This is a genomic window from Lentzea flava, from assembly GCF_014648475.1.
Taxonomy (GTDB): domain Bacteria; phylum Actinomycetota; class Actinomycetes; order Mycobacteriales; family Pseudonocardiaceae; genus Lentzea; species Lentzea flava.
Genome location: NZ_BMRE01000022.1, coordinates 66,577 through 86,126, shown reverse-complemented (window position 1 = coordinate 86,126; position 19,550 = coordinate 66,577). Strand labels below are relative to the sequence as shown.

General features: G+C 70.6%; 18 protein-coding genes. 8 read left to right on the top strand and 10 right to left on the bottom strand.

Translation table 11 applies throughout. The features are described from left to right. Nucleotides 1-7 precede the first annotated feature (7 nt). Entirely contained in the window at nt 8-580 is a 573-nt protein-coding gene (locus IEZ09_RS24435; protein WP_189256076.1) for a TetR/AcrR family transcriptional regulator, read from the bottom strand. A gap of 54 nt (nt 581-634) precedes the next feature. Between IEZ09_RS24435 and IEZ09_RS24430 the strand changes: the two genes are divergently transcribed. Beyond that, entirely contained in the window at nt 635-1,885 is a 1,251-nt protein-coding gene (locus IEZ09_RS24430) for an FAD-dependent monooxygenase (protein ID WP_189256075.1), read from the top strand. On the opposite strand, the gene IEZ09_RS24425 is transcribed toward IEZ09_RS24430, so the two are convergent. Genes IEZ09_RS24425 through IEZ09_RS24410 form a run of 4 tightly spaced genes read right to left on the bottom strand, consistent with a single transcriptional unit; the run spans nt 1,870 to nt 6,394 of the window. After that, nucleotides 1,870-2,784 carry a carbamate kinase gene (locus tag IEZ09_RS24425; RefSeq protein WP_189256074.1) on the bottom strand — a complete coding sequence of 305 codons (915 nt, stop codon included), beginning with the start codon at nt 2,782-2,784 and terminating at the stop codon, nt 1,870-1,872. The genes IEZ09_RS24430 and IEZ09_RS24425 overlap by 16 nt on opposite strands. Further along, nucleotides 2,784-3,776, bottom strand: coding sequence for an ornithine carbamoyltransferase (gene argF, locus IEZ09_RS24420; protein WP_189256073.1), 993 nt, complete (start codon nt 3,774-3,776; stop codon nt 2,784-2,786). The genes IEZ09_RS24425 and argF overlap by 1 nt, the downstream gene beginning before the upstream one ends. A gap of 12 nt (nt 3,777-3,788) precedes the next feature. Next, nucleotides 3,789-5,030 (bottom strand): arginine deiminase, encoded by a 1,242-nt coding sequence (locus IEZ09_RS24415; protein ID WP_189256072.1) that lies wholly within the window; start codon nt 5,028-5,030, stop codon nt 3,789-3,791. Continuing rightward, nucleotides 5,027-6,394: an amino acid permease gene (locus IEZ09_RS24410; RefSeq protein ID WP_229812904.1), complete on the bottom strand. Its 1,368-nt coding sequence runs from the start codon at nt 6,392-6,394 to the stop codon at nt 5,027-5,029. Before IEZ09_RS24410 ends, IEZ09_RS24415 begins: the two co-directional genes overlap by 4 nt. A gap of 189 nt (nt 6,395-6,583) precedes the next feature. Here IEZ09_RS24410 and IEZ09_RS24405 point away from each other — a divergent pair, with 189 nt between their 5' ends. Beyond that, nucleotides 6,584-7,621, top strand: a complete 1,038-nt coding sequence (locus IEZ09_RS24405; protein ID WP_189256071.1) for a zinc-dependent alcohol dehydrogenase family protein — start codon at nt 6,584-6,586, stop codon at nt 7,619-7,621. Here IEZ09_RS24405 and IEZ09_RS24400 read toward each other — a convergent pair. Further along, nucleotides 7,564-7,857: a hypothetical protein gene (locus IEZ09_RS24400; protein ID WP_189256070.1), complete on the bottom strand. Its 294-nt coding sequence runs from the start codon at nt 7,855-7,857 to the stop codon at nt 7,564-7,566. The two genes, IEZ09_RS24405 and IEZ09_RS24400, sit on opposite strands and share 58 nt — an antisense overlap. A 133-nt stretch (nt 7,858-7,990) precedes the next feature. On the opposite strand from IEZ09_RS24400, the gene IEZ09_RS24395 reads away from it, so the two are divergent. Continuing rightward, nucleotides 7,991-11,176 (top strand): S8 family serine peptidase, encoded by a 3,186-nt coding sequence (locus tag IEZ09_RS24395; RefSeq protein ID WP_189256069.1) that lies wholly within the window; start codon nt 7,991-7,993, stop codon nt 11,174-11,176. On the opposite strand, the gene IEZ09_RS24390 is transcribed toward IEZ09_RS24395, so the two are convergent. Genes IEZ09_RS24390 through IEZ09_RS24380 form a run of 3 tightly spaced genes read right to left on the bottom strand, consistent with a single transcriptional unit; the run spans nt 11,173 to nt 12,690 of the window. Beyond that, nucleotides 11,173-11,385, bottom strand: coding sequence for a PLDc N-terminal domain-containing protein (locus IEZ09_RS24390; protein ID WP_229812903.1), 213 nt, complete (start codon nt 11,383-11,385; stop codon nt 11,173-11,175). The two genes, IEZ09_RS24395 and IEZ09_RS24390, sit on opposite strands and share 4 nt — an antisense overlap. Nucleotides 11,386-11,387: 2 nt before the next feature. Further along, nucleotides 11,388-11,978 (bottom strand): CBS domain-containing protein, encoded by a 591-nt coding sequence (locus IEZ09_RS24385; RefSeq protein WP_189256110.1) that lies wholly within the window; start codon nt 11,976-11,978, stop codon nt 11,388-11,390. Nucleotides 11,979-12,003: 25 nt separating this feature from the next. After that, nucleotides 12,004-12,690 (bottom strand): CBS domain-containing protein, encoded by a 687-nt coding sequence (locus IEZ09_RS24380; RefSeq protein WP_189256068.1) that lies wholly within the window; start codon nt 12,688-12,690, stop codon nt 12,004-12,006. Nucleotides 12,691-12,877: 187 nt separating this feature from the next. On the opposite strand from IEZ09_RS24380, the gene IEZ09_RS24375 reads away from it, so the two are divergent. The 5 genes from IEZ09_RS24375 to IEZ09_RS24355 all read left to right on the top strand — a co-directional run bounded on the left by IEZ09_RS24375 (nt 12,878) and on the right by IEZ09_RS24355 (nt 18,589). Beyond that, a complete protein-coding gene (locus IEZ09_RS24375; protein ID WP_189256067.1) occupies nt 12,878-13,873 on the top strand; it encodes an Acg family FMN-binding oxidoreductase in 996 nt (331 codons plus the stop codon). Further along, complete coding sequence (gene ppsA / locus IEZ09_RS24370; RefSeq protein WP_229812902.1) at nt 13,870-16,128, top strand: phosphoenolpyruvate synthase; 2,259 nt, start codon at nt 13,870-13,872, stop codon at nt 16,126-16,128. The genes IEZ09_RS24375 and ppsA overlap by 4 nt, the downstream gene beginning before the upstream one ends. Nucleotides 16,129-16,236: 108 nt before the next feature. Further along, nucleotides 16,237-17,247: a type I glyceraldehyde-3-phosphate dehydrogenase gene (gene gap / locus IEZ09_RS24365; RefSeq protein ID WP_189256066.1), complete on the top strand. Its 1,011-nt coding sequence runs from the start codon at nt 16,237-16,239 to the stop codon at nt 17,245-17,247. 209 nt (nt 17,248-17,456) lie between these two features. Then, nucleotides 17,457-17,951 carry a flavodoxin domain-containing protein gene (locus tag IEZ09_RS24360; protein ID WP_189256065.1) on the top strand — a complete coding sequence of 165 codons (495 nt, stop codon included), beginning with the start codon at nt 17,457-17,459 and terminating at the stop codon, nt 17,949-17,951. A gap of 86 nt (nt 17,952-18,037) precedes the next feature. Further along, nucleotides 18,038-18,589, top strand: coding sequence for a DoxX family membrane protein (locus IEZ09_RS24355; RefSeq protein WP_189256064.1), 552 nt, complete (start codon nt 18,038-18,040; stop codon nt 18,587-18,589). Here the strand turns inward: IEZ09_RS24355 and IEZ09_RS24350 are convergent. Further along, a complete protein-coding gene (locus IEZ09_RS24350; RefSeq protein ID WP_189256063.1) occupies nt 18,554-19,546 on the bottom strand; it encodes a universal stress protein in 993 nt (330 codons plus the stop codon). The genes IEZ09_RS24355 and IEZ09_RS24350 overlap by 36 nt on opposite strands. Nucleotides 19,547-19,550 lie beyond the last annotated feature (4 nt).

The following is a 19,550-nucleotide window of genomic DNA, read 5'->3' as shown; positions in this document are numbered from 1 at the left end:
CGGCGGGTCAGCGCGCCAGGAGCTTGGCGACGCCGAACTCGAACCGCTCGTCGAACGACTCCTCCGCGAGGAACGGCAGCACCTTCTCCAGCGCCGGCCGTTCCCCCGGCGTGAGGTCGCCGGACGAGCGCTGCGGCAACGCCTGTTCTTCCTGGCACAGACCGAGGACGAAGTAGATGACGCTCCAGCACGTCCAGGCGGCGTCGCGTTCGGACAGACCGCCTTCGAGCAACGCGCCGACGAACGCCTCCGCGACGTCGAGGGTCGCGGGCTCGTTCGCGTAGGTGCCCGCGACGACGGCCGCGCCGTCGCGGTGGGCCAGCAGAGCGCGGCGGTACCGGCGAGCGATCTCCGCGGCGCGTGCGTGCCAGTGCCGCGGCAGGCCGGTCAGGGAGACACCCGCGACGATCGCGTCCGCCATCAGCTCGCTCAGCCGGGCCTTGCTCCTCGCGTGCCACACCACGGAGTTCATGTGCACGTCCAGGCGGCGGGCGATGGCGCGCAACGTGACGGCATCGGCGCCCTCCTCGTCGAGGAGCTCCAGTGCGGCCCGCACGACATCGGCTTGACTCTTGGTCACTGACCAAGTCTACTCGAAGGAAGAGCATTGGTCAGTGACCAAGAGAGGTGTCGCATGGACGTCGTCGTCGTGGGGGCCGGGCCCACCGGGTTGTGGCTCGCCGGAGAACTGAGGCTGGGCGGGGCATCGGTCACGGTGCTGGAGTCGAGAACGCAGCGAGACGCCAACTCGAAGGCGCTCACGATCCACCCGCGCACGCTGGAGATCTTCGACAGCCGCGGTGTCGTGGAGCCGTTCCTCGACGAGGGCATCCGGATTCCGGACGGGCACTTCGCGGGACTGCCGCAGCGGCTCGACTTCTCGGTGCTGGACACGCCGTACCCGTTCACGCTCGTGCTGGTGCAGGCGCGCACGGAGGAGCTGCTCGAAGACCGTGCGAGGCGGATGGGCGCGATCATCCGCCGCGGGTGCCAGGCAACCGGGCTGGCCGAGGGCGGCGTGGTGCTGGCGGACGGGGAAGTCGTGGAGGCCCGTTATGTCGTCGGCTGCGACGGAACGCGCAGCACGATCAGGACCGCGGCGGGAATCGGCTTCCCCGGCACCGGTCCCACCACGTGGGGCTGGCTCGGCGACGTCGTGCTCGACGCGCCGCCGGAGCGCGGGTTCGCCGGCGTCGCCGGGGTGAACGGCGGGCTGATGGTCGTGCCGCTGCCCGGCGGGGTGCACCGGATCGTCGGGGGTGATCCCGGCGCGAACCAGGCCGCGTGGCCAGGTGAGCTCACGCTCGACGAGCTGCGGGCGACGGTCGAGCGGATCGCGGGCACCGACTTCGGGATGCGCGATCCGGTGTGGCTGTCGCGGTTCAGCAACTCGACGCGGCAGGCGGTGACCTACCGCAAGGGCACCGTGCTGCTGGCGGGCGACGCTGCCCACATGCACTTCCCGACCGGCGGAGTCGGCATGAACGTGGGCATCCAGGACGCGCACAACCTCGGGTGGAAGCTCGCCGCGGTCGTCACCGGACGCGCGGACGAGGCGTTGCTCGACACGTACCACGAGGAACGGCATCCGGTGGGCGCCGATCTGCTCGAACACACGAGGGCGCAGACGGCGTTGATGACGACGTTCTCACCGGAAGGGCAGGCGTTGCGGGCGGTGGTGAGCGACCTGATCGCGAAGGCGCCGGACATGTCGCGCGAGCTCGCCGAGCGGTTGTCGGGACTCGGCGTCACCTACCCCACCGGCAGGCGCGCCGGGAACGTGCGGATGCCGGACGGGAGCACGTTGTTCGAGCGTCTGCGCACCGGCGAGCACGTCGCGACCGACGCGGGACTCGTGCGGCCGGACGGTCACCTGGCGGCGTGATCCGGCACGATCGTCGTGCCCGCCACCCCCTTCAGGATCTTCTCCGCGTCCGCCAGCGCACCGATGGCGGCCGGGGAGCCGGTGGCCGTCACGAACCGGCGGCACGCCTCGATCTTCGGTGCCATGGATCCTGCCGGGAACTCGAAGCCGTCGAGGTCGGCCGGCGACAGCTCGGGCAGCGGAACGGCCTCCGGGGTGCCGAAGTCGCACATCACGGCGGGCACGTCGGTCAGCAGCAGCAACCGGTCCGCGTGCAGTGCTATCGCGAGCTGCGCCGACGTGAGGTCTTTGTCCACCACGGCTTCCACGCCGTGGAGACGGCCGTTGTCCGTGACGGGAGCACCTCCGCCGCCCGCGCACACCACGACGGTCCCCGCACGCACCAGCTGGTCGATCGAGTCCTGTTCCACCAGCCGCAGCGGCTCCGGTGACGGGACCACGCGCCGCCAGTGCGTGCCGTCCCGCGCGATGGTCCAGCCGTTCGCGTTGGCCAGGGCCAGTGCTCGCGAGTGGTCGTAGACCGGGCCGATGAACTTGGTCGGGACGGCGAAAGCGGGGTCGGCAGGGTCGACGACGGTCTGCGTGACCAGCGCGAGCACCGGCTTGCGGACGCCCGCGTTGCGCAGCGACTGGGCCAGCCAGTAGCCGATCATGCCCTGGGTCTCCGCGCCGAGGGTGTCGAGCGGGTACGGGCGGCTCAGCGCTCTGTCGGCCTCGCTCTCCAGCGCGAGCAGGCCGATCTGCGGGCCGTTGCCGTGGCAGATCACGAGCTCGTGGCCGGCGGCCAGCGGCGCGAGGGCTCGCGCCGCCGCCTCGACGTGCTGGAGCTGGACGGCGGCGTCGGCGGGTTCGCCACGCATCAGCAGGGCGTTCCCGCCGAGAGCCACGACGATGCGCATCAGGTGGCCAATCCGGCGACGATGACCGCCTTGATGGTGTGGAGCCGGTTCTCTGCCTGGTCGAACACGATCGAGGCCGGCGAGGAGAAGACCTCGTCGGCCACCTCGGCGCCGTCGAGGCCGTACTTCTCGTACACGCGGCGGCCGACCGTCGTGCTGCGGTCGTGGATCGAAGGCAGGCAGTGCAGGAACTTCACGTCCGGGTTGCCGGTGGCCTTCATCAGCCCGGACGTGACGCGGTACGGGGTCAGCTCGGCGACGCGGCTGTCCCAGACCTCGTCCGGGTCGCCCATGCTGACCCACACGTCGGTGTAGACGAAGTCCGCGCCCGCCACGGCTTCCTCCGGGTCGGTGGTCACCCGCACACGGGCACCGCTCGCCGTCGCGAGCTCGTTCGCCTTCTCGGTCACCTCGGCCGGCGGCCACAGCGACAGCGGTGCCGCGACGCGCACGTCCATGCCGAGCAGAGCACCGGTGACGAGCAGCGAGCGGGCGACGTTGTTGTGACCGTCGCCCACGAACGCGAAGCTGATGTTCTCCACCGGGCCGTCGTGGTGCTCGATCATCGTGAGGACGTCGGCGAGCATCTGGGTCGGGTGCCAGGAGTCGGTGAGGCCGTTCCAGACGGGGACGCCGGCGTGGTCGGCCAGTTCCTCGACGGTGTCCTGGGCGAAACCGCGGAACTCGATGGCGTCGAACATGCGGCCCAGCACCTTCGCGGTGTCCGGAACGGACTCCTCCCTGCCCATGTGGGAGCCGGTCGGGTCGAGGTAGGTGACGTGCGCGCCCTGGTCGTGGGCGGCGACCTCGAACGCGCAGCGGGTGCGCGTGGAGCTCTTCTCGAACACCAGCGCGATGTTCTTGCCCTTCAGCAGCTGGTGTTCCGTGCCGGACGCCTTGGCGCGCTTGAGCGCCCGCGCCCGGGAGACGAGGTCGAGGAACTTCTCCTTCGTGAGGTCGAGCTCCTTGAGCAGAGTGCCGCGGTGTCGCATCGAGATGTCCTTTCAGATGCCGTCGCGCTGGATCGGGCAGGTCATGCAGCGGGCGCCGCCGCGACCGCGGCCGAGTTCGTTGCCGGGGATGCCGATCACCTCGATGCCGTGGTCGGTCAGCATCGTGTTGGTGACGGTGTTGCGCTCGTAGCCGACGACGACACCGGGCGCGAGGGCGAGGAAGTTGTTGGCGTCGTCCCACTGTTCGCGTTCGGCGGCACGGGCGTCCTCGGCCGCGCACAGCACGCGGACGCGGGTGCCGAGCTGCTCGGCGATCGTGGTGAACACCGAGTCGCGTTCCTCGACGCGCAGGCCGGCCGAGCCGCGTTCGACGACCTCGCGCGGGTCGGCGGGGGTGATCAGCCACGTCCGCAGCGTCGCCGGGTCGAGCTGCGGGTAGCGGATGAACGTCGCCGTGTCGAGCATGGTCATGACGGTGTCGAGGTGCATGAGCGCGTGCGAGCGCGGCAGCTGCACGGCGATCACCGAGGTGGCCTGGCCGGTGCGGAACAGTTCGCGCGCCAGGATTTCCACGCCCATCGGGGTGGTCCGCTCCCCCATGCCGATCAGCACCGTGCCGCGGCCGAGGACGAGGATGTCGCCGCCTTCGAGCGTCGCGGGTTGGTGGTTGGCGTCGTCGGCGCCGTAGTAGGTGGGGAACGTGGCGTCGGAGAACAGCGGGTGGAAGCGGTAGATCGCCTGGCAGTGCAGGGACTCCCGGCGGCGCGGGGCCTTGGCCATCGGGTTGATCGTGACGCCGCCGTAGATCCACGCCGAGCTGTCGCGCGGGAACAGGGTGTTCGGCAACGGCGGCAGCACGAAGTCGTCCAGGGCGAGCGAGCTCCAGCGCAGGCTGTGCGCGCCGAGCGGCGAGAGGTCGGCGCGGGTGACGCCACCGACGAGCAGCTCGGCCAGCTGGTCGGTGTCGACCTTCTCGGCGAACTCCCGCACCGGGGCCACGAGGGTCGGGCCGAGCAGCTCCGGCGTGCAGACGCGGTCCAGCACGAACGACCGCGCCTCCGGCAGCGCCAGCGTCTCGGCGAGCAGGGTTCCGGTGTGGTGCACGGTGATTCCGCGGCCGCGCAGGACATCCGCGAAGTGGTCGTGTTCCTCCCTGGCCTTCGCGGCCCAGAGCACGTCGTCGAACAGCAGCTCGTCGCAGTTGCGCGGGGTCAGCCTGCTCAGTTCCAGCCCCGGCCGGTGCACGACGACCTGGCGCAGCGTGCCGACCTCCGAGCCGACGCCGAGGGTCATGCCTTCACCTCGCCGTACTCACCGCGGCCGGCCTTGAGCCAGATGTAGAGCGGCACGCCGAGCAGCAGGCAGACCGAGCCGTAGTAGACGGCCTGGTAGCCGCTGCCGGCCAGCGCCCAGAACGCGAAGGCCAGGGCCAGCACCGACACGCCGCCGTCCCGGACCAGGTGCGGCCATTCGGCCCTGCGTCCGCGCACCAGCAGCCAGAACAGCTGCGCGGCGGCGCTGAACAGGTACGGAACCACGGCGGTGAACACCGACAGCAGGACGAGCGTGGTGAAGACCTGCTCGAAGCTGGTGTAGCTGACGACCACGAGAGCCGAGGCCAGCACGGTCGAGCTGATGATGCCGAAGCTCGGGATGTCGCCGCGGGTGCGCAGGAACGCCCTGGGGAACAGCTCGTCCTTCGCCGCGGCCATCGGCATCTCCCCGACGATCAGCGTCCAGCCGATGAGGCAGCCGAGGCCGGAGACGACGGCGGCGATCGCCACGGTCTGCCCTGCCCACTCACCGCCGAAGATCGCGTTGGCCGCGTCCGTGAACGGGGCTTTGGTGTCGCGCAGGGAAGAATTCGGCACGGTGCCGAACACCGTCAGCGTGCCGAGGACGTACACGACGGCACAGCCGATCGTGCCGAGCACCGTGGCGCGGCCGACGTTGCGCTCGGGATCCCGCACACGACCGGCGGCCACCGACGCGGTCTCGATGCCGATGTAGCTGAACAACGCGATCGCCGCGGCCGCCGAGATGGCGCCGCCGATCGACGTGCCGCTGGCGTTGAACGCGCCGAAGTTCGCCGACTTCACGAAGAACAGGCCGATCGTGGCCATGAACAGCAACGGGATGATCTTCAGCACGGTGGACAGGATCTGCGTGACGGCCATGTTCCGCAGTCCGGAGAGGTTCACCAGCGCCGGAATCCACAGGCCGGCCAAGGCGATGACGATCGACCAGCCGACGTTGTGCTCGGTGTTGACGAACACCTCGGCGTACCCGACCAGCGCCACGACGATCGCCGCGTTGCCCGCCCACGCCGTGATCCAGTAGCACCAGGCGTTGAGGAATCCGGCGAACTCGCCGAACGCGTCCCGCGCGTAGGCGTAGGGGCCACCGGAACCGGGGATCCGCTTGGACAGCGCGCCGAACGTCACCGCGAGGGCCAGCGCCCCGATCGTGACGAGCACGAACGCCACGAGGCTGACCGGCCCGAACGGCGCGAGTGCCGCGGGCAGGCCGAACACGCCGGTGCCGATCACCGAACCGACGACGAGCGCGATCGCGGTGGGCAGCCCGAACCGCGACGGGCGTGATCCGCCTGGTCCTGGCTGTGTCGACGCGGCAGGTCCCGCGATCTCTGTGCTCACGGCGGACTCCTCACTCCGATGTGGACTGGTCGCTGTCAGCAGCGTCCGCCGGAAGCCAGGCCGATCCCACCTCCCCAGGGCACGCGGCCGGCGGGCACTAGGTCCTCACCCCGGCGGGACCCCGGTCTCTGCGCGACCCCTCGACGCGCGACAAGCCTTGGGAAGCAAGCGACTCACCAGGAGGTACCGATGAAGGCGCTGGTCTACGGCGGCCCCGGCAGGCGCGAGTGGAAAGAGGTGCCCAGGCCGGAGATCCAGGATGCGACCGACGCGATCGTGCGGGTCACCGCGGTCACGATCTGCGGCACCGATCTGCACATCCTCAAGGGTGACGTGCCCGAGGTCGAGCCGGGCCGGATCCTCGGTCACGAGGCGGTCGGCGTGGTGGAGGAGGTCGGCGCGTCCGTCACCGGACTGCAGCGAGGAGACCGCGTGCTCATCTCGTGCATCACCACGTGCGGGCGGTGCCGGTACTGCCGTACCGGCAGCTACGGCCAGTGCCTCGGTGGCGGCGGCTGGATCCTCGGCCACACGGTCGACGGCGTGCAGGCGGAGTACGTGCGCGTGCCGTTCGCCGACACCTCCACGCACAGGCTGCCCGACGACGTCTCCGACACCTCGGCCGTGGTGCTCGCGGACATCCTGCCCACCGCGTACGAGGTGGGCGTGCTCAACGGCGCGGTGAAACCGGCGGACACCGTCGTCATCGTCGGCGCGGGGCCGATCGGGCTGGCGGCGGTGCAGACCGCGCAGCTCTACAGCCCGAGCCACATCGTCGTCGTCGACCTCTCCCCCACGCGGCTCGACGCGGCCAAGCAGTTCGGTGCCGACATCACCGCGTCGAGCGCGGACGAAGCCGGGCGCGTGGTCCGCGAGGTCACCGGCGGTCTCGGTGCCGACGTGGCGATCGAGGCGGTGGGCGTGCCGGAGACGTTCGAGCTGTGCACGAAGCTCGTGCGGCCGGGCGGGCACGTCGCGAACGTCGGCGTGCACGGCAAACCGGCGACGCTGCACCTGGAGAGCCTGTGGATCCGCAACGTCACGATCACCACCGGGCTCGTGGACACCGCGTCCACGCCGACGTTGCTGCGGATGGTCGAGGCTGGCCGGATCGACGGCGAACGGTTCATCACGCACCGGTTCGCGCTCGACGAGATGGAAAAGGCCTATCAGGTGTTCGAGAACGCGGGCGACAGCGGGGCGCTCAAGGTGGTGCTGCAGGCCTGAGCGCGGGCCGCGGGGATGTCGTCGACCGCCACCACCTCGCGTCCTCCCGCCAGCACCAGGTCGCCGTCCGACGCGGCGGTGAGCATGGCGCGTTTCTCGGCCGGTGACCTCGCCTGGTGGACCACGCCGAGGCGATCGACGCGGATCAGCGTGACGGCCGGGTCCGTCACGCTGAACTCCGCGACACTGCTCAGCCTGCGGACTCCGTCCAGGCTGAAGTGGGCGAACTTCGGCATGACAATTGGTCTACACCAATAACCCGGCCTGACGTAAGGGGCCAGTTGCGACTGGCCCCTGTGCTGCGCCTCAAATTGGCGTAGACCAATCGGTATGCGACTCCGAGCTTGGGCGGTCACGTGCGGACTGTGCGTGTCACTCGCCGTTGCGCCGCCCTCCTCCGCCGATCCGCCGGCGGGCGGTCCAGTGTCCGAAAAGGACAGAACCATCACGCTGATCACCGGGGACCAGGTGGTGGAGCACAGGATTCCAGGCGGCGGAACCACCTATCGTCCACGACCGGCGCGCGGACGTGCCCAGGTCCAGTTCGTCCAGTACGGGATTCCCGGTCACCACTACGTCATTCCCTCCGACGCGGCCCGGCTCGTGGCGACGGGAAAGGTCGACGAGCAGCTGTTCGACGTGCCACAGCTGTTCGCGCAGAATGATCTGCGGGTGGTCGTGCAGCACGGCGACGAGGTCACGTCCCTCGCGTCGGGTGGCGACGCCCGGCACCTGGCGAGCCTGCCTGGTTCCGCCCTGCGCGTGCGGGACGCGGCCGCGACGTGGCCGAAGCTGACGGCGCCCGGCGTGAGCAGGGTGTGGCTCGACCGCAAGGTGCAGGTGTCGCTGCACGAGAGCATGCCGCAGATCGGCATGCCCGCGGCCTGGTCGGCCGGGTACACCGGCAAGGGCGTCAAGGTCGCGGTGCTCGACACCGGTGTGGACGACGGCCATCCCGACCTCACCGGTGCCGTGGTGGCTGCGCGCGACTTCACCGGCAGCACCAGCGGCACCGCCGACCGGTACGGCCACGGAACGCACGTCTCCTCGATCATCCGCAGCACGTCCGGCCGCTATCGCGGTGGTGCGCCGGGAACGTCCCTGCTGTCCGGCAAGGTGCTCGACGACTCGGGCTCCGGCTTCCTGTCGTGGGTCGTCGCGGGCATGGAGTGGGCGACGGCCAACGGCGCCCAGATCGTCAACCTCAGTCTGGGCACCAGCGTGCCCAGCGCCGGTGACGACGTCATGTCCGTCGCGGTCGACCGGCTCACGAAGCAGACCGGGGCGTTGTTCGTCGTCGCCGCGGGGAACAACCCCGCCGTGCTGGGTTCGCCCGCTGCCGCACGGGAAGCGCTCACGGTCGGCGCGGTGACCAAGCAGGACGTCGTCGCCGGGTTCTCCGCACGGGGCCCGCGCGCGATCGACGGCCTGCTCAAGCCCGAGATCACCGCGCCGGGCGTCGACATCACGGCGGCACGGGCGAAGGACACCGAGATGGGCACGCCCGTGGACGACCGCTACACCACGGCGTCGGGCACGTCCATGGCGGCGCCGCACGTGGCCGCGGCGGCCGCGGTGCTGGCCGAGAGCCGTCCTGGCTGGCACGCGCCCGAGCTCAAGGCCGCGCTCATGAGCACGACGAAGGCCGTGGCGGGCGAGACCGTGTACGCACAGGGCGCCGGGCGGGTCGACGTGGCGAGGCTCGTCAGCCAGAACGTCCACGCGAGCCCTGGTGGCGTGAGCTTCGGCCAGGTCTACGACAAGGACTCGAGTCAGGTCGTGACCGTGCACAACACCGGGCGCTCACCGGTGAGCCTCGGCCTCGCCCTGGACGTCCGTGATGCCGCGAAGAACCCCGCTCCGGCGGGCATGTTCATCACGGACGTGCAGCGCGTCGACGTGCCGGCAGGGGGCACCGCGCAGGTCAGCGTGCGCTCGCGGCCCGATCCCCAGGCGCCGGCCGGCAACTACAGCGGATGGCTGACCGGTTCCTCCGCGGAGGAGCGCGACGTGATCCGCGTTCCGATCGCGTTGACCAAGGAAGCCGTGCCGCACCACGACATCGACGTGGTCACGCTCGACACCGCGGGAAAGCCGGTCACCGGCTACCCGGTCTGCGTCAGCCTCGAGACGGGCGAACGCTGCCGCACGGTCGAACGCGGTGACGGCCGGTTGTCGGCACGGGTGCCCGCCGGGCGTCATCTGCTCGCCACGAACGTCTTCGAACCTGGTGCCAGGCCGGACACCTGGCAGGTGTCAGCGATCGTGCGGACCGTATCGGTCGGCAAGGACAGCACGTTCGTCCTCGACGCGCGCACCGCGATCCCGTCCCGGGTCTCCGCGGACCGCACGGACAGCACCGATCTCGGCGCCATGCTCACCGTCGCCTGCGAGACCCCGGCGGGCAAGGCGATGTTCAGCGCCTCGGCGGCACGGCTGGCGGACCTGCGCGTGGCACCGGCGAAGGACGAGGCCGGAGCCGGGTGCCGCAGCACGTTCGGCACGGTGCTCGTGTCCGAAAAGGACAAACTGGCGAGCCCGTGGACCTACCACCTGGTGTTCGAGCAGAAAGGCGACATCCCCGCACCGGTGTGGCAGGTGCGCGACGACCAGCTCGCCGTCGTCGAGGCCCGCAGCGCCGTGCAGGGAACCGTGCGGCAGCACGCCGTCAAGACCGTCTCGCCGATCTCGGACGGCTGGTTCGTCGTCCCGTGGAACTCGCTCGTCACCCCGCTTCCCGGCGTGCGGACCGAATACCGCTCCCCCGGCCCGTGGACCTGGTACACCTACTTCAACACCTACGCCGACGACAACGAGACGTTCCTGTCGCAGCAGATCGCCAACACCACGTATCCGGCGGCAGGTCCGCGGGTCGAACGGTGGAACGCCGCGGTGTTCGGACCGAGCCTCGCCCCCGTGGACAGCACGGCCTACCGCTACGGCAACACGGTCCTCTTCCAGATCCCGCTGTACGGCGACCAGTCACCGGACCACTCCGGCTACCTGCCCGGCATGACCGGCACCGTGTCGTTGTTCCGCGACCACGACCTGATCGGGCCGGGCTCCATCCCGTTCGGCAACGTCAGCGCCTGGGCCCAGGTCCCGCCGGAACCGGGCCGCTACCGGCTGGTCGCCGAGGCGGAGCAGTCGTCGGCGGGCACGCCGCTCTCGCCGAGGATCAGCGCGGAGTGGACGTTCCACTCCGGCCGCGTCGACGACACCACGCAGATGTCGTTGCCGCTGCAGGTGGTCCGCTTCGCGCCGCCGGTCGACGAGCACAACACGGCACCGGCGGGGCAGGACTTCCGCGTGCCGGTGACGGTTCAGCGCGTCGCGGGCGCGCCGCCGTCGCCCGTTATGGGCATCTCGGTGTTCGCCTCCTACGACGAAGGGACCACCTGGTACCCCGTGCAGCTCATTCCCGATGTTGGCGGCTGGGACGCCGTACTGCACCATCCGCCGAACGCCCGCACGGTGTCGTTGCGCGCCACCGCGACCGACGCCGGCGGCAACTCGGTACAGCAGACCATCATGCGCGCCTATGAACTGAGCTAGGCCTTTCTGCCCCAGCGGAAGTAGGCGAGCGGTCCGGCGAAGTTCACCAGGATCGCCCACGCCCACCAGACCTTGCGGCCCTTCACGAACTCGGAGGGCCGCAGGGCCAGGTCGGTCCACGCCGCGCCGGCCAGCAGCACCTGCACGACACCCAGTGCCACGAGGGCCTTGCGCTGTCCCGCCGACAGTTCACTCCAGTGCCTGGCCACGGTCAGATCCGTTCCGGCGCGGCGATCCGGACGTCGGTCACGCCCGCGGTCGCGCGGGCGAGCACCTCGGCGACGTGCCGGTCGGTGGCGTTGTCCATCTTGTCCACAATGGACACGCGGCCGCCGGTCACCTCCACCGTCCAGCGGTGCGGGTCGCCGATCACGCCCAGCCGGTGCCGGATCTCGGCCTCGATGATCCAGTCGGCGCGGCTGATCGAGCGCAGCAGGTCGCGGCGGGTCACGATGCCCGCCAGACGCCCGTCGCGCACCACCGGCACGCTGCGGATGTCGTGCCGCAGCATCAGGTCGGCGACCTCGGCGAGGTCGGTGTTCGGGGTCACCGTCCACGGCTTCGTCATCACCTCGGACACCAGGTCCGCCGGAACGTGCCGTGCCACGGGCGGTTCGCCGTGCACCAGCCAGCGCGGGTCCTGCGGCAGTCGGTCGCGCAGCAGCTCCGCCTCGCTGACGATGCCGACCAGGTCACCGGAGTCGTCGACCACGGGCAGCGCGGTGTACCCGTGATCGGCGAGCAGCCGGGCGGCCTCGCGGGCGGCGGTCTGCGGGTTCACGACCACGACGTCGGTCGTCATCACGTCTCGCGTCCTCATATCGGCCTCACCCGAAGATCTCGGTCTGGCGGGTGTGCACGGTGTCGTTCCAGCTCGGCCGCAACCGGTTGTGCACGTCCACCACGCCCGGCAACGAGCGCACGAGGTGTTCGGCGATCTCGACCTCGCTCTGGCGTTCGAGGTCTCCGTTCAGCGTCACCACGCCCTCGGCCACCTCGACGTCGACGCTGAACGGATCCACCCACAGCATCCGGCCGAAGATCTCGTCACGGATCACCGTCCGCAGCTCCTCGTCGTCGCGCAGGAAGAGCTTCAGCAGATCGCGGCGGGACAGCACGCCGACCAGCGCGCCGTCGGAGTCCATGACGAACAGCCTGCGCACACCGGAGGAAGCGAGCTCCCGTGCCGCGGCGCTGGCCGTGGTGTCCGGCGCGATGCTCTTGACCGGGCTGGTCATCACGTCGCGGGCGGTCACTCCGCCGGACTGCTCGAAGCGGTGCTTCTCCGCGCGCCCGGCGAACAGGCCGGGTGCCTCGGTCGTGCCGCCCCGGTACTCCTCCTTCGGCATCAGGTCGGCCTCCGACACGACGCCGACGGGATACCCGCCGTCGAGGATCGGGACCGCGCTGATCCCGTTGTCCTCCAGCAGCTGCACGAGCTCCTTGAACGAGGCGCCGACGTCCGCGGTGATCACCTCCCGCGTCATCAGCGAGGAAACAGTCGGTTCACGCATGACATCCTCCGGCGATCCGTGGTTCTGGTCGGCTCCAGCCTTCCCGCGGTGGAATGCGGCGGACACGTGCCAAAGGCGTCGTCGCGCGGGACCCCGGTCCCGCCTCGCCGGGGACCTAGGCCCCTCACCCGCGACCTGCGGCGCTGCGAGGTTTGAGCGGAGGGACTTCGACCTGGAGGTGAGCCGGATGGACCGCGGTCAGCCGGACGAGAACACGGTGCGGGCGGCACTGGCACTCGCCTGCCGCGCGCCCTCGGTGCACAACTCCCAGCCGTGGCGCTGGGAACTCGGTGCGCACAGCCTGCACCTTTACGCCGACCTCGCGCGCAACCTGCCCGCGATCGACCCGCTGGGCGCGGATCTGGTCGTCAGCTGCGGTGCCGCGTTGCACCACCTGCGCGTCGGGCTGGCCGCGCTGGGGTGGAAGGCGATCGTGCACCGGCTGCCCAACCCCGCGATGCCGGACCACCTGGCCGCCGTCGAGTTCGAGGCCCGCCAGCCCAGGGAACCGCACATCGCCCTCGCGGCGGCGATTCCGCGCCGGCGCACGGACCGTCGCGCGTTCTCGTCGTGGTCCGTGCCAGAGGGGATCATCGACCAGCTGGTCAGGGCCGCGCGTGCCGAAGGCGTGGAAGCTCACGAGGTCGTCGGCAGGGCCCGTTCCGAACTGCTGGCGGCGGTCGTCAGGGCTGCCGAAGCGCAGGAGTCGGATCCGGCGTACCGGGCCGAGATCCGCGAGTGGACCGGTGTCTACCCCGGCGCCACCGCGGGCGTTCCCGCGGCGAACATCCCGGCCGGGTCGCGGCAGTACGGCGATCTGCGGCTGCGCGAGTTCGCGCCCGGTGAGCTGCTCCAGGCCGACAACCGGCTGCTCGGCCAGGACGCCGGGTCGTTGCTGGTGCTGAGCACCTCGTCCGACGACGTGCTGTCGCGGCTGCGCGCCGGCGAGGCGACGAGCGCGGTGCTGCTCGAGGCCACGTCGGCCGGGCTCGCGACGTGCCCGCTCAGCCAGCCGCTGGAGGTCGTCGAGACCAGGGAGCTCGTGCGCGACCAGGTGCTCGGCGGGTCGACCTGCCCTCAGCTCGTGATCCGCGTCGGCTGGGCCGCCTTCAACGCCGACCCGCTGCCCGCCACGCCCCGCCGCCCCCTCGTCGACGTCCTCACCCGTCAGGAGCAGAAGTGACCACCACCGTGACCACCTACATCCGCGACTTCGGCACGCTCGGCAAGAACGACACCGGCATCGCGGGCGGGAAAGGCGCGAACCTCGGTGAGCTGACCAGGGCCGGGCTGCCGGTACCGCCCGGTTTCGTCGTCACCGCCGACGCGTTCCTCACCTCCATGAGCCAGGTCCGCGACGACCTCGCCGCGGAGCTCATGATCGCGCTGGACCGCGCGACTCCGCCGGAGCGGCTGGAGGAGTGCGCCGAGCGGATGCGCGAGCTGGTGCGCAAGGCCGGGGTCTCCGACGACGTGCGGCACGCGGTGCTGCAGGCCTACCGCGACCTCGGCCACGACGAGTCCGTGGCCGTCAGGTCGTCGGCCACCTCCGAGGACACCGCCGGTTCGTCGTTCGCGGGCATGAACGCCACGTTCACCAACACCAGGGGCCCGCACGCGCTGCTGGACCGGCTGCTGGACTGCTGGGTGTCGTTGTTCGGCACGCGGTCGATCGCCTACCGCGCCGAACAGGGCATCACCGACGAGCCCGCGATCGCCGTCGTGGTGCAGAAGATGGTGAACTCCGAGCGTTCCGGCGTCATGTTCACCGCCGACCCGTCCACCGGCGACCGCGACAAGATGCTCGTCGAGGCGTCGTTCGGGCTGGGCGAGGTCGTGGTCAGCGGTTCGGTCGAGCCGGACACGTACGTGTTGCGCCGCAACGGCGACACCGTGTCCCTTGTGGACACTCGAATCGGCCGCAAGACGCACAAGATCGTGCGCGGGGCGAACGGCAACGACGAGCGGATCGAGCTCACCACCGAGGAGTCCCACGCCCAGGTGCTCACCGAGGCGGAGGCGATCTCCATCGGGCAGCTCGGCACGCGGGTGCAGCGCCACTACGGCGAACCCCAGGACACCGAGTGGGCTATCGCCGACGGCAAGACCTGGCTGGTCCAGTCGCGGCCCATCACGACGCTGCCCGACGCGGCGGCTGTCTCGAACGGCCCGCTCGTCGCCGGTCTGGGCGCCTCACCGGGCATCGTGTCCGGCCGCGTGCGGGTGCTGCGCTCCCCCGACGAGGGCGGGCGGCTGCGCGACGGCGAGGTGCTGGTCGCGGAGATGACCAACCCCGACTGGGTGCCGACGATGCGGCGTGCCTCGGCCGTGGTGACCGACGGCGGTGGCATCACGTGTCACGCCGCGATCGTGGCCCGCGAGCTGCGCGTGCCGTGCGTCGTCGGCACCGGTTCGGCCACCTCGGTGTTGAAGGAGGGCCAGCAGGTCACCGTCGACGGCAGTGCCGGAGAGGTCCGCGCGGGCGCGGCACCGATCACCACGGCGCCGCGGATCGTCGCCCCCGCCACGCCGTCGTTCGAGGCTCTTGGCACACGGGTCTACGTGAACCTCGCGCTTCCCGAGCACGCCGCCGAGGTGGCCGCGATGCCGGTCGACGGAGTCGGCCTGCTGCGCGCGGAGTTCATGCTGACCGAGGCGCTCGGAGCCGAGCACCCGCGCCGGTTCCTCGCCCAGCGCGGAGCCGACGACTTCCTGAACGCGATGACGACGTCGTTGCTGCAGATCACCCACGCGTTCGCGCCACGCCCGGTCGTCTACCGGACGATGGACTTCCGCACCAACGAGTTCCGTGAGCTCAAGGGCGGCGACGAGTTCGAGAAGCACGAGCACAACCCGATGATCGGCTACCGCGGCTGCTACCGATACGTCGACGACCCGATGCTCTTCGGCCTCGAACTCGAAGCGCTGGCACGGGTTCGCGAGCAGACGCCCAACCTGCACCTGATGATCCCGTTCGTCCGCACGAAGTGGGAGCTCGACGCCTGCCTGGAGCAGATCGACCGCAGCCCGCTCGGCCGCCAGCGCGGCCTGCACCGGTGGGTCATGGCCGAGGTTCCCTCGGTGGCGTACTGGATCCCCGAGTACGCGCGGTCCGGCATCGACGGGGTTTCGATCGGCAGCAACGACCTCACGCAGCTGATGCTCGGCGTCGACCGCGACTCCGAGCTGTGCGCGGACCTGTTCGACGAGTCCGATCCCGCCGTGCTGGACATGATCGGCCGCATCGTCGGTGCCGCACGGGACGCGGGCATCACGTCGTCGCTGTGCGGACAGGCACCGTCCAACAAGCCGGAGTTCGCCGAGAAGCTCGTCGAGTTCGGCATCACGTCGATCTCGGTCAACCCCGACGCCGTGCCGGCGGCCCGAGCGGCGATCGGGTCGGCCGAACGCCGGCTCCTGCTGCGCAACCACCGCTGATCCCAGGAAGCTTCCACGACCACGCCCGGTCCGAGACGCCGCGCGTCACCACGCTCGGAGCCGATGGCACCCGCTCCGCTCCCCGTTCCCCGCTAAGGAGACCCCATCATGCCGGTTCGCGTTGCCATCAACGGGTTCGGCCGCATCGGCCGGGACGTGCTGCGCGCCGCCGTCGACCGTCACGACACGGCGATCGAGATCGTCGCCGTCAACGACATCACGACCCCGGACACGCTCGCCCACCTGCTCGCGTTCGACTCGACGTACGGGCCGTGGCGCCGGCACGTCACCGCCGACCACGACAGGATCACCGTCGACGAGCACAGCATCCTGGTCACCGGGCACGCCGATCCTCACGACCTCAACTGGGGCGTGCTCGGTGTCGACATCGTCATCGAGGCGACGGGCAGGTTCCGCACCCGTGAGGCGGCGGGCGTCCACATCGAACGCGGTGCGCGCAAGGTGCTCATCACCGCTCCCGGCAAGGACGTCGACGCCACGATCGTGCTGGGCGTCAACGAGGACACCTACGTCCCGGGGTCGCACCACATCATCTCGAACGCCTCCTGCACCACGAACTGCGCGGCGCCGATGGCCTCCGTGCTGGACGAGTCGTTCGGGATCGTCGAGGGCCTGATGACGACGATCCACAGCTACACCAACGACCAGGCGTTGCTCGACAGCCCGCACAAGGACCTGCGCCGGGCCCGGTCCGCGGCGGTGAACATCATCCCGACGTCCACCGGCGCGGCCCGCGCGATCGGCCAGGTCATCCCGTCGCTCGACGGGAAGCTCGACGGGCTCGCCGTGCGGGTGCCGGTGGAGGACGGCTCGCTGACCGACCTCACCGTGCGGCTCGCCGAACCGGCCACCGCCGGGCAGGTCAACAGCGCGTTCGCCGAGGCGGCCGCCCGGCACCTGAAGGGCATCCTGCGCTACACCACGGATCCCGTCGTGTCCCGCGACATCATCGCCGACCCGGCGTCGTGCGTGTTCGACGCGTCGCTCACCAAGGCGCAGGGGAACATCGTCAAGGTGATGGGCTGGTACGACAACGAGTGGGGCTACGCCAACCGCACGATCGATCTCGCCGACCTGATCGCGCGCACCCTGCCGTGACACGACGGAGCCGGGCAACGCGCAACGCGCTGCCCGGCTCCGTCAGCCGTCGGTCACCTCGTCCACGGACGCAACACCACCTCGTGCCCGCACGCCTTCAGCCCGCCGCGGTCGCGCAGGCCACCAGATCGACGTCAGCACCCGGTGTCCCGGCGCCGAGGAGCACAAGGGCTCTGTCCCGGCCGGACGGTGCCGTCGAAAGTGGTGGTATGACTGAGATTCTCGTCGCCTATGCGACCAAGATGTCCGGCACCAGGGAGATCGCCGAGGCGATCGCCGCACGGATCCGCGCGTCCTCGCACGAGGTGGACGTGCTCGACGCCGCCGACGTCCGCTCCGTCCTGCCCTACAAGGCGGTCATCGTCGGCAGCGCGCTCTACGCGGGACGCTGGCGGCCGGAGGCGGTCAAGCTGTTGCAGCGCAACGCGGATCTGCTCGCGCGGCGTCCGGTGTGGCTGTTCCACAGCGGACCGCTGGGCACGGAACAGGTCCCGCAACGCGCTCCGCGCAAGGTCAGGGACCTGGCGGCACGGATCGGAGCGGACGAACCGAAGACGTTCGGCGGAAGGCTCACGCCGCAGACCGCTGTCGGATTCTTCGCGAAGAAGATGGCCAACGGTCCGATGGCGGGCGACTACCGCGACTGGGACGAGATCGAACTGTGGGCGTACGAAATCGCGCAACAGCTCGTCTCCGCCCGCTGAGGTCCCAAGGACCCTGGGTCCGCGTCCCCTCGCGAGCGAAGCTCGCACCACGCCGCCGACGACTCGAAAACAATTGGGAGGTAACGATGTCCACTGTTCACGCAGCAGTCCGCACGCGCACCGACGTAGGCGCCGCGTCCCTCGCGGTGCTGCGCATCGCGACGGGCCTGCTGTTCCTGTGGGCGTTCTTCGACAAGGCCTTCGGCCTCGGTTACGCCACGCAGGAGAAGAACGCGTGGTTCTCCGGAGGCTCGCCCACCAAGGGGTTCCTGGGCCGTGTCAACGTGGGACCGTTCCAGGAGACGTTCCGCGACTGGGCCGGCGCCTGGTGGGCCGACACGCTGTTCATGGTGGGGCTGCTGGCGATCGGTGTCGCGCTGGTGCTCGGCATCGGCCTGAGGGTCGCCGCCGTCACCGGCTCGCTGATGATGCTGCTGATGTGGGCCGCCGAGTGGCCGCCCGCGCAGCACGACTCCGCCGGTGAGCTCACGATGTCCACCAACCCGCTCATCGAGTACCACGTCATCTACGCGCTCGTGCTGATCGTGGTGGCCGCCACGGCCTCGGGCGCCACGTGGGGCCTCGCCACCTGGTGGGCAGGCCTACCGCTGGTCAAGTCCAACCCCTGGCTGCGGTGACGGCACCGCGGAAACGGGGCACCGCGATCGGCGGCGCCCCGTTTCCCAGTCGGCTCCGCCGACGGCGCCCATCTGTTCGTCCAGGGCAGGCCGCACGAGAAGCACAGGACACGGCGCCTGCCGCAGCACCGCCTGGCTCGTCGACCCGAGCAGCGTCCCCCGCAGGCCACCGGCGCCCCGTGAGCCGACCACGAGCAGGGAGGCCCCCTGCGCGTGCTCGACGAGCCGCTGAGCGGGCGAACCGTGCACGACGTGCGTTTCCACCCGCACGCCCGGATGCCGGTCGGCACAGGCTTCCAGGCGCTGCCGTACGAGCGCTTGGCGGACGTTGTCGAGCTCAGTCCACACGATGCCGATGGACTCCGCGATCCGTGCGTTGCGCATCGGTGGATGCCAGGCGTGCACGCCCACCAGCCACGTGCCGCGTGCTTCCGCCTCCTCGAACGCGCGGTCCAGGACGTGCCAGTTCTGCGGGGAGCCGTTGATCCCGACGACCACCGGCCCGTCCGGCACCGGGTCCGCGCCGCGAACCACGACGAGCGGGCACTTCGCGTGGCACGACAACGCGACGGCGACCGACCCGACCATCAGGCCGGTGAACCCGCCGAGGCCGCGCGAGCCGACCACCACGAGCGCGGCGGTCGCGGACTCCTGCTCCAGCAACCAGGCGGCGGTGTTCACCTCGACGTGCACCTGGACGTCGACTCCCGGTGCGACCTCCTGCGCCTCCGCGGCGGCCTTCTGCACCCAGGACATCGCTTCCTCGTGCAACGCGGCGCGCGCCATGCCCGTCATGTCGAGCGCGTCGGCGGGCAGCGCCAGCTCGGCGTGCACGATGCGCAAGGGCGCACCTCGCCGCACGGCCTCCACGGCGGCCCAGCGGACGGCACGCTCCGCGGAGTCCGATCCGTCGAGCCCGACCACGACGACGTTCTCGTGTCCGATGGGGACGCTCACCAGG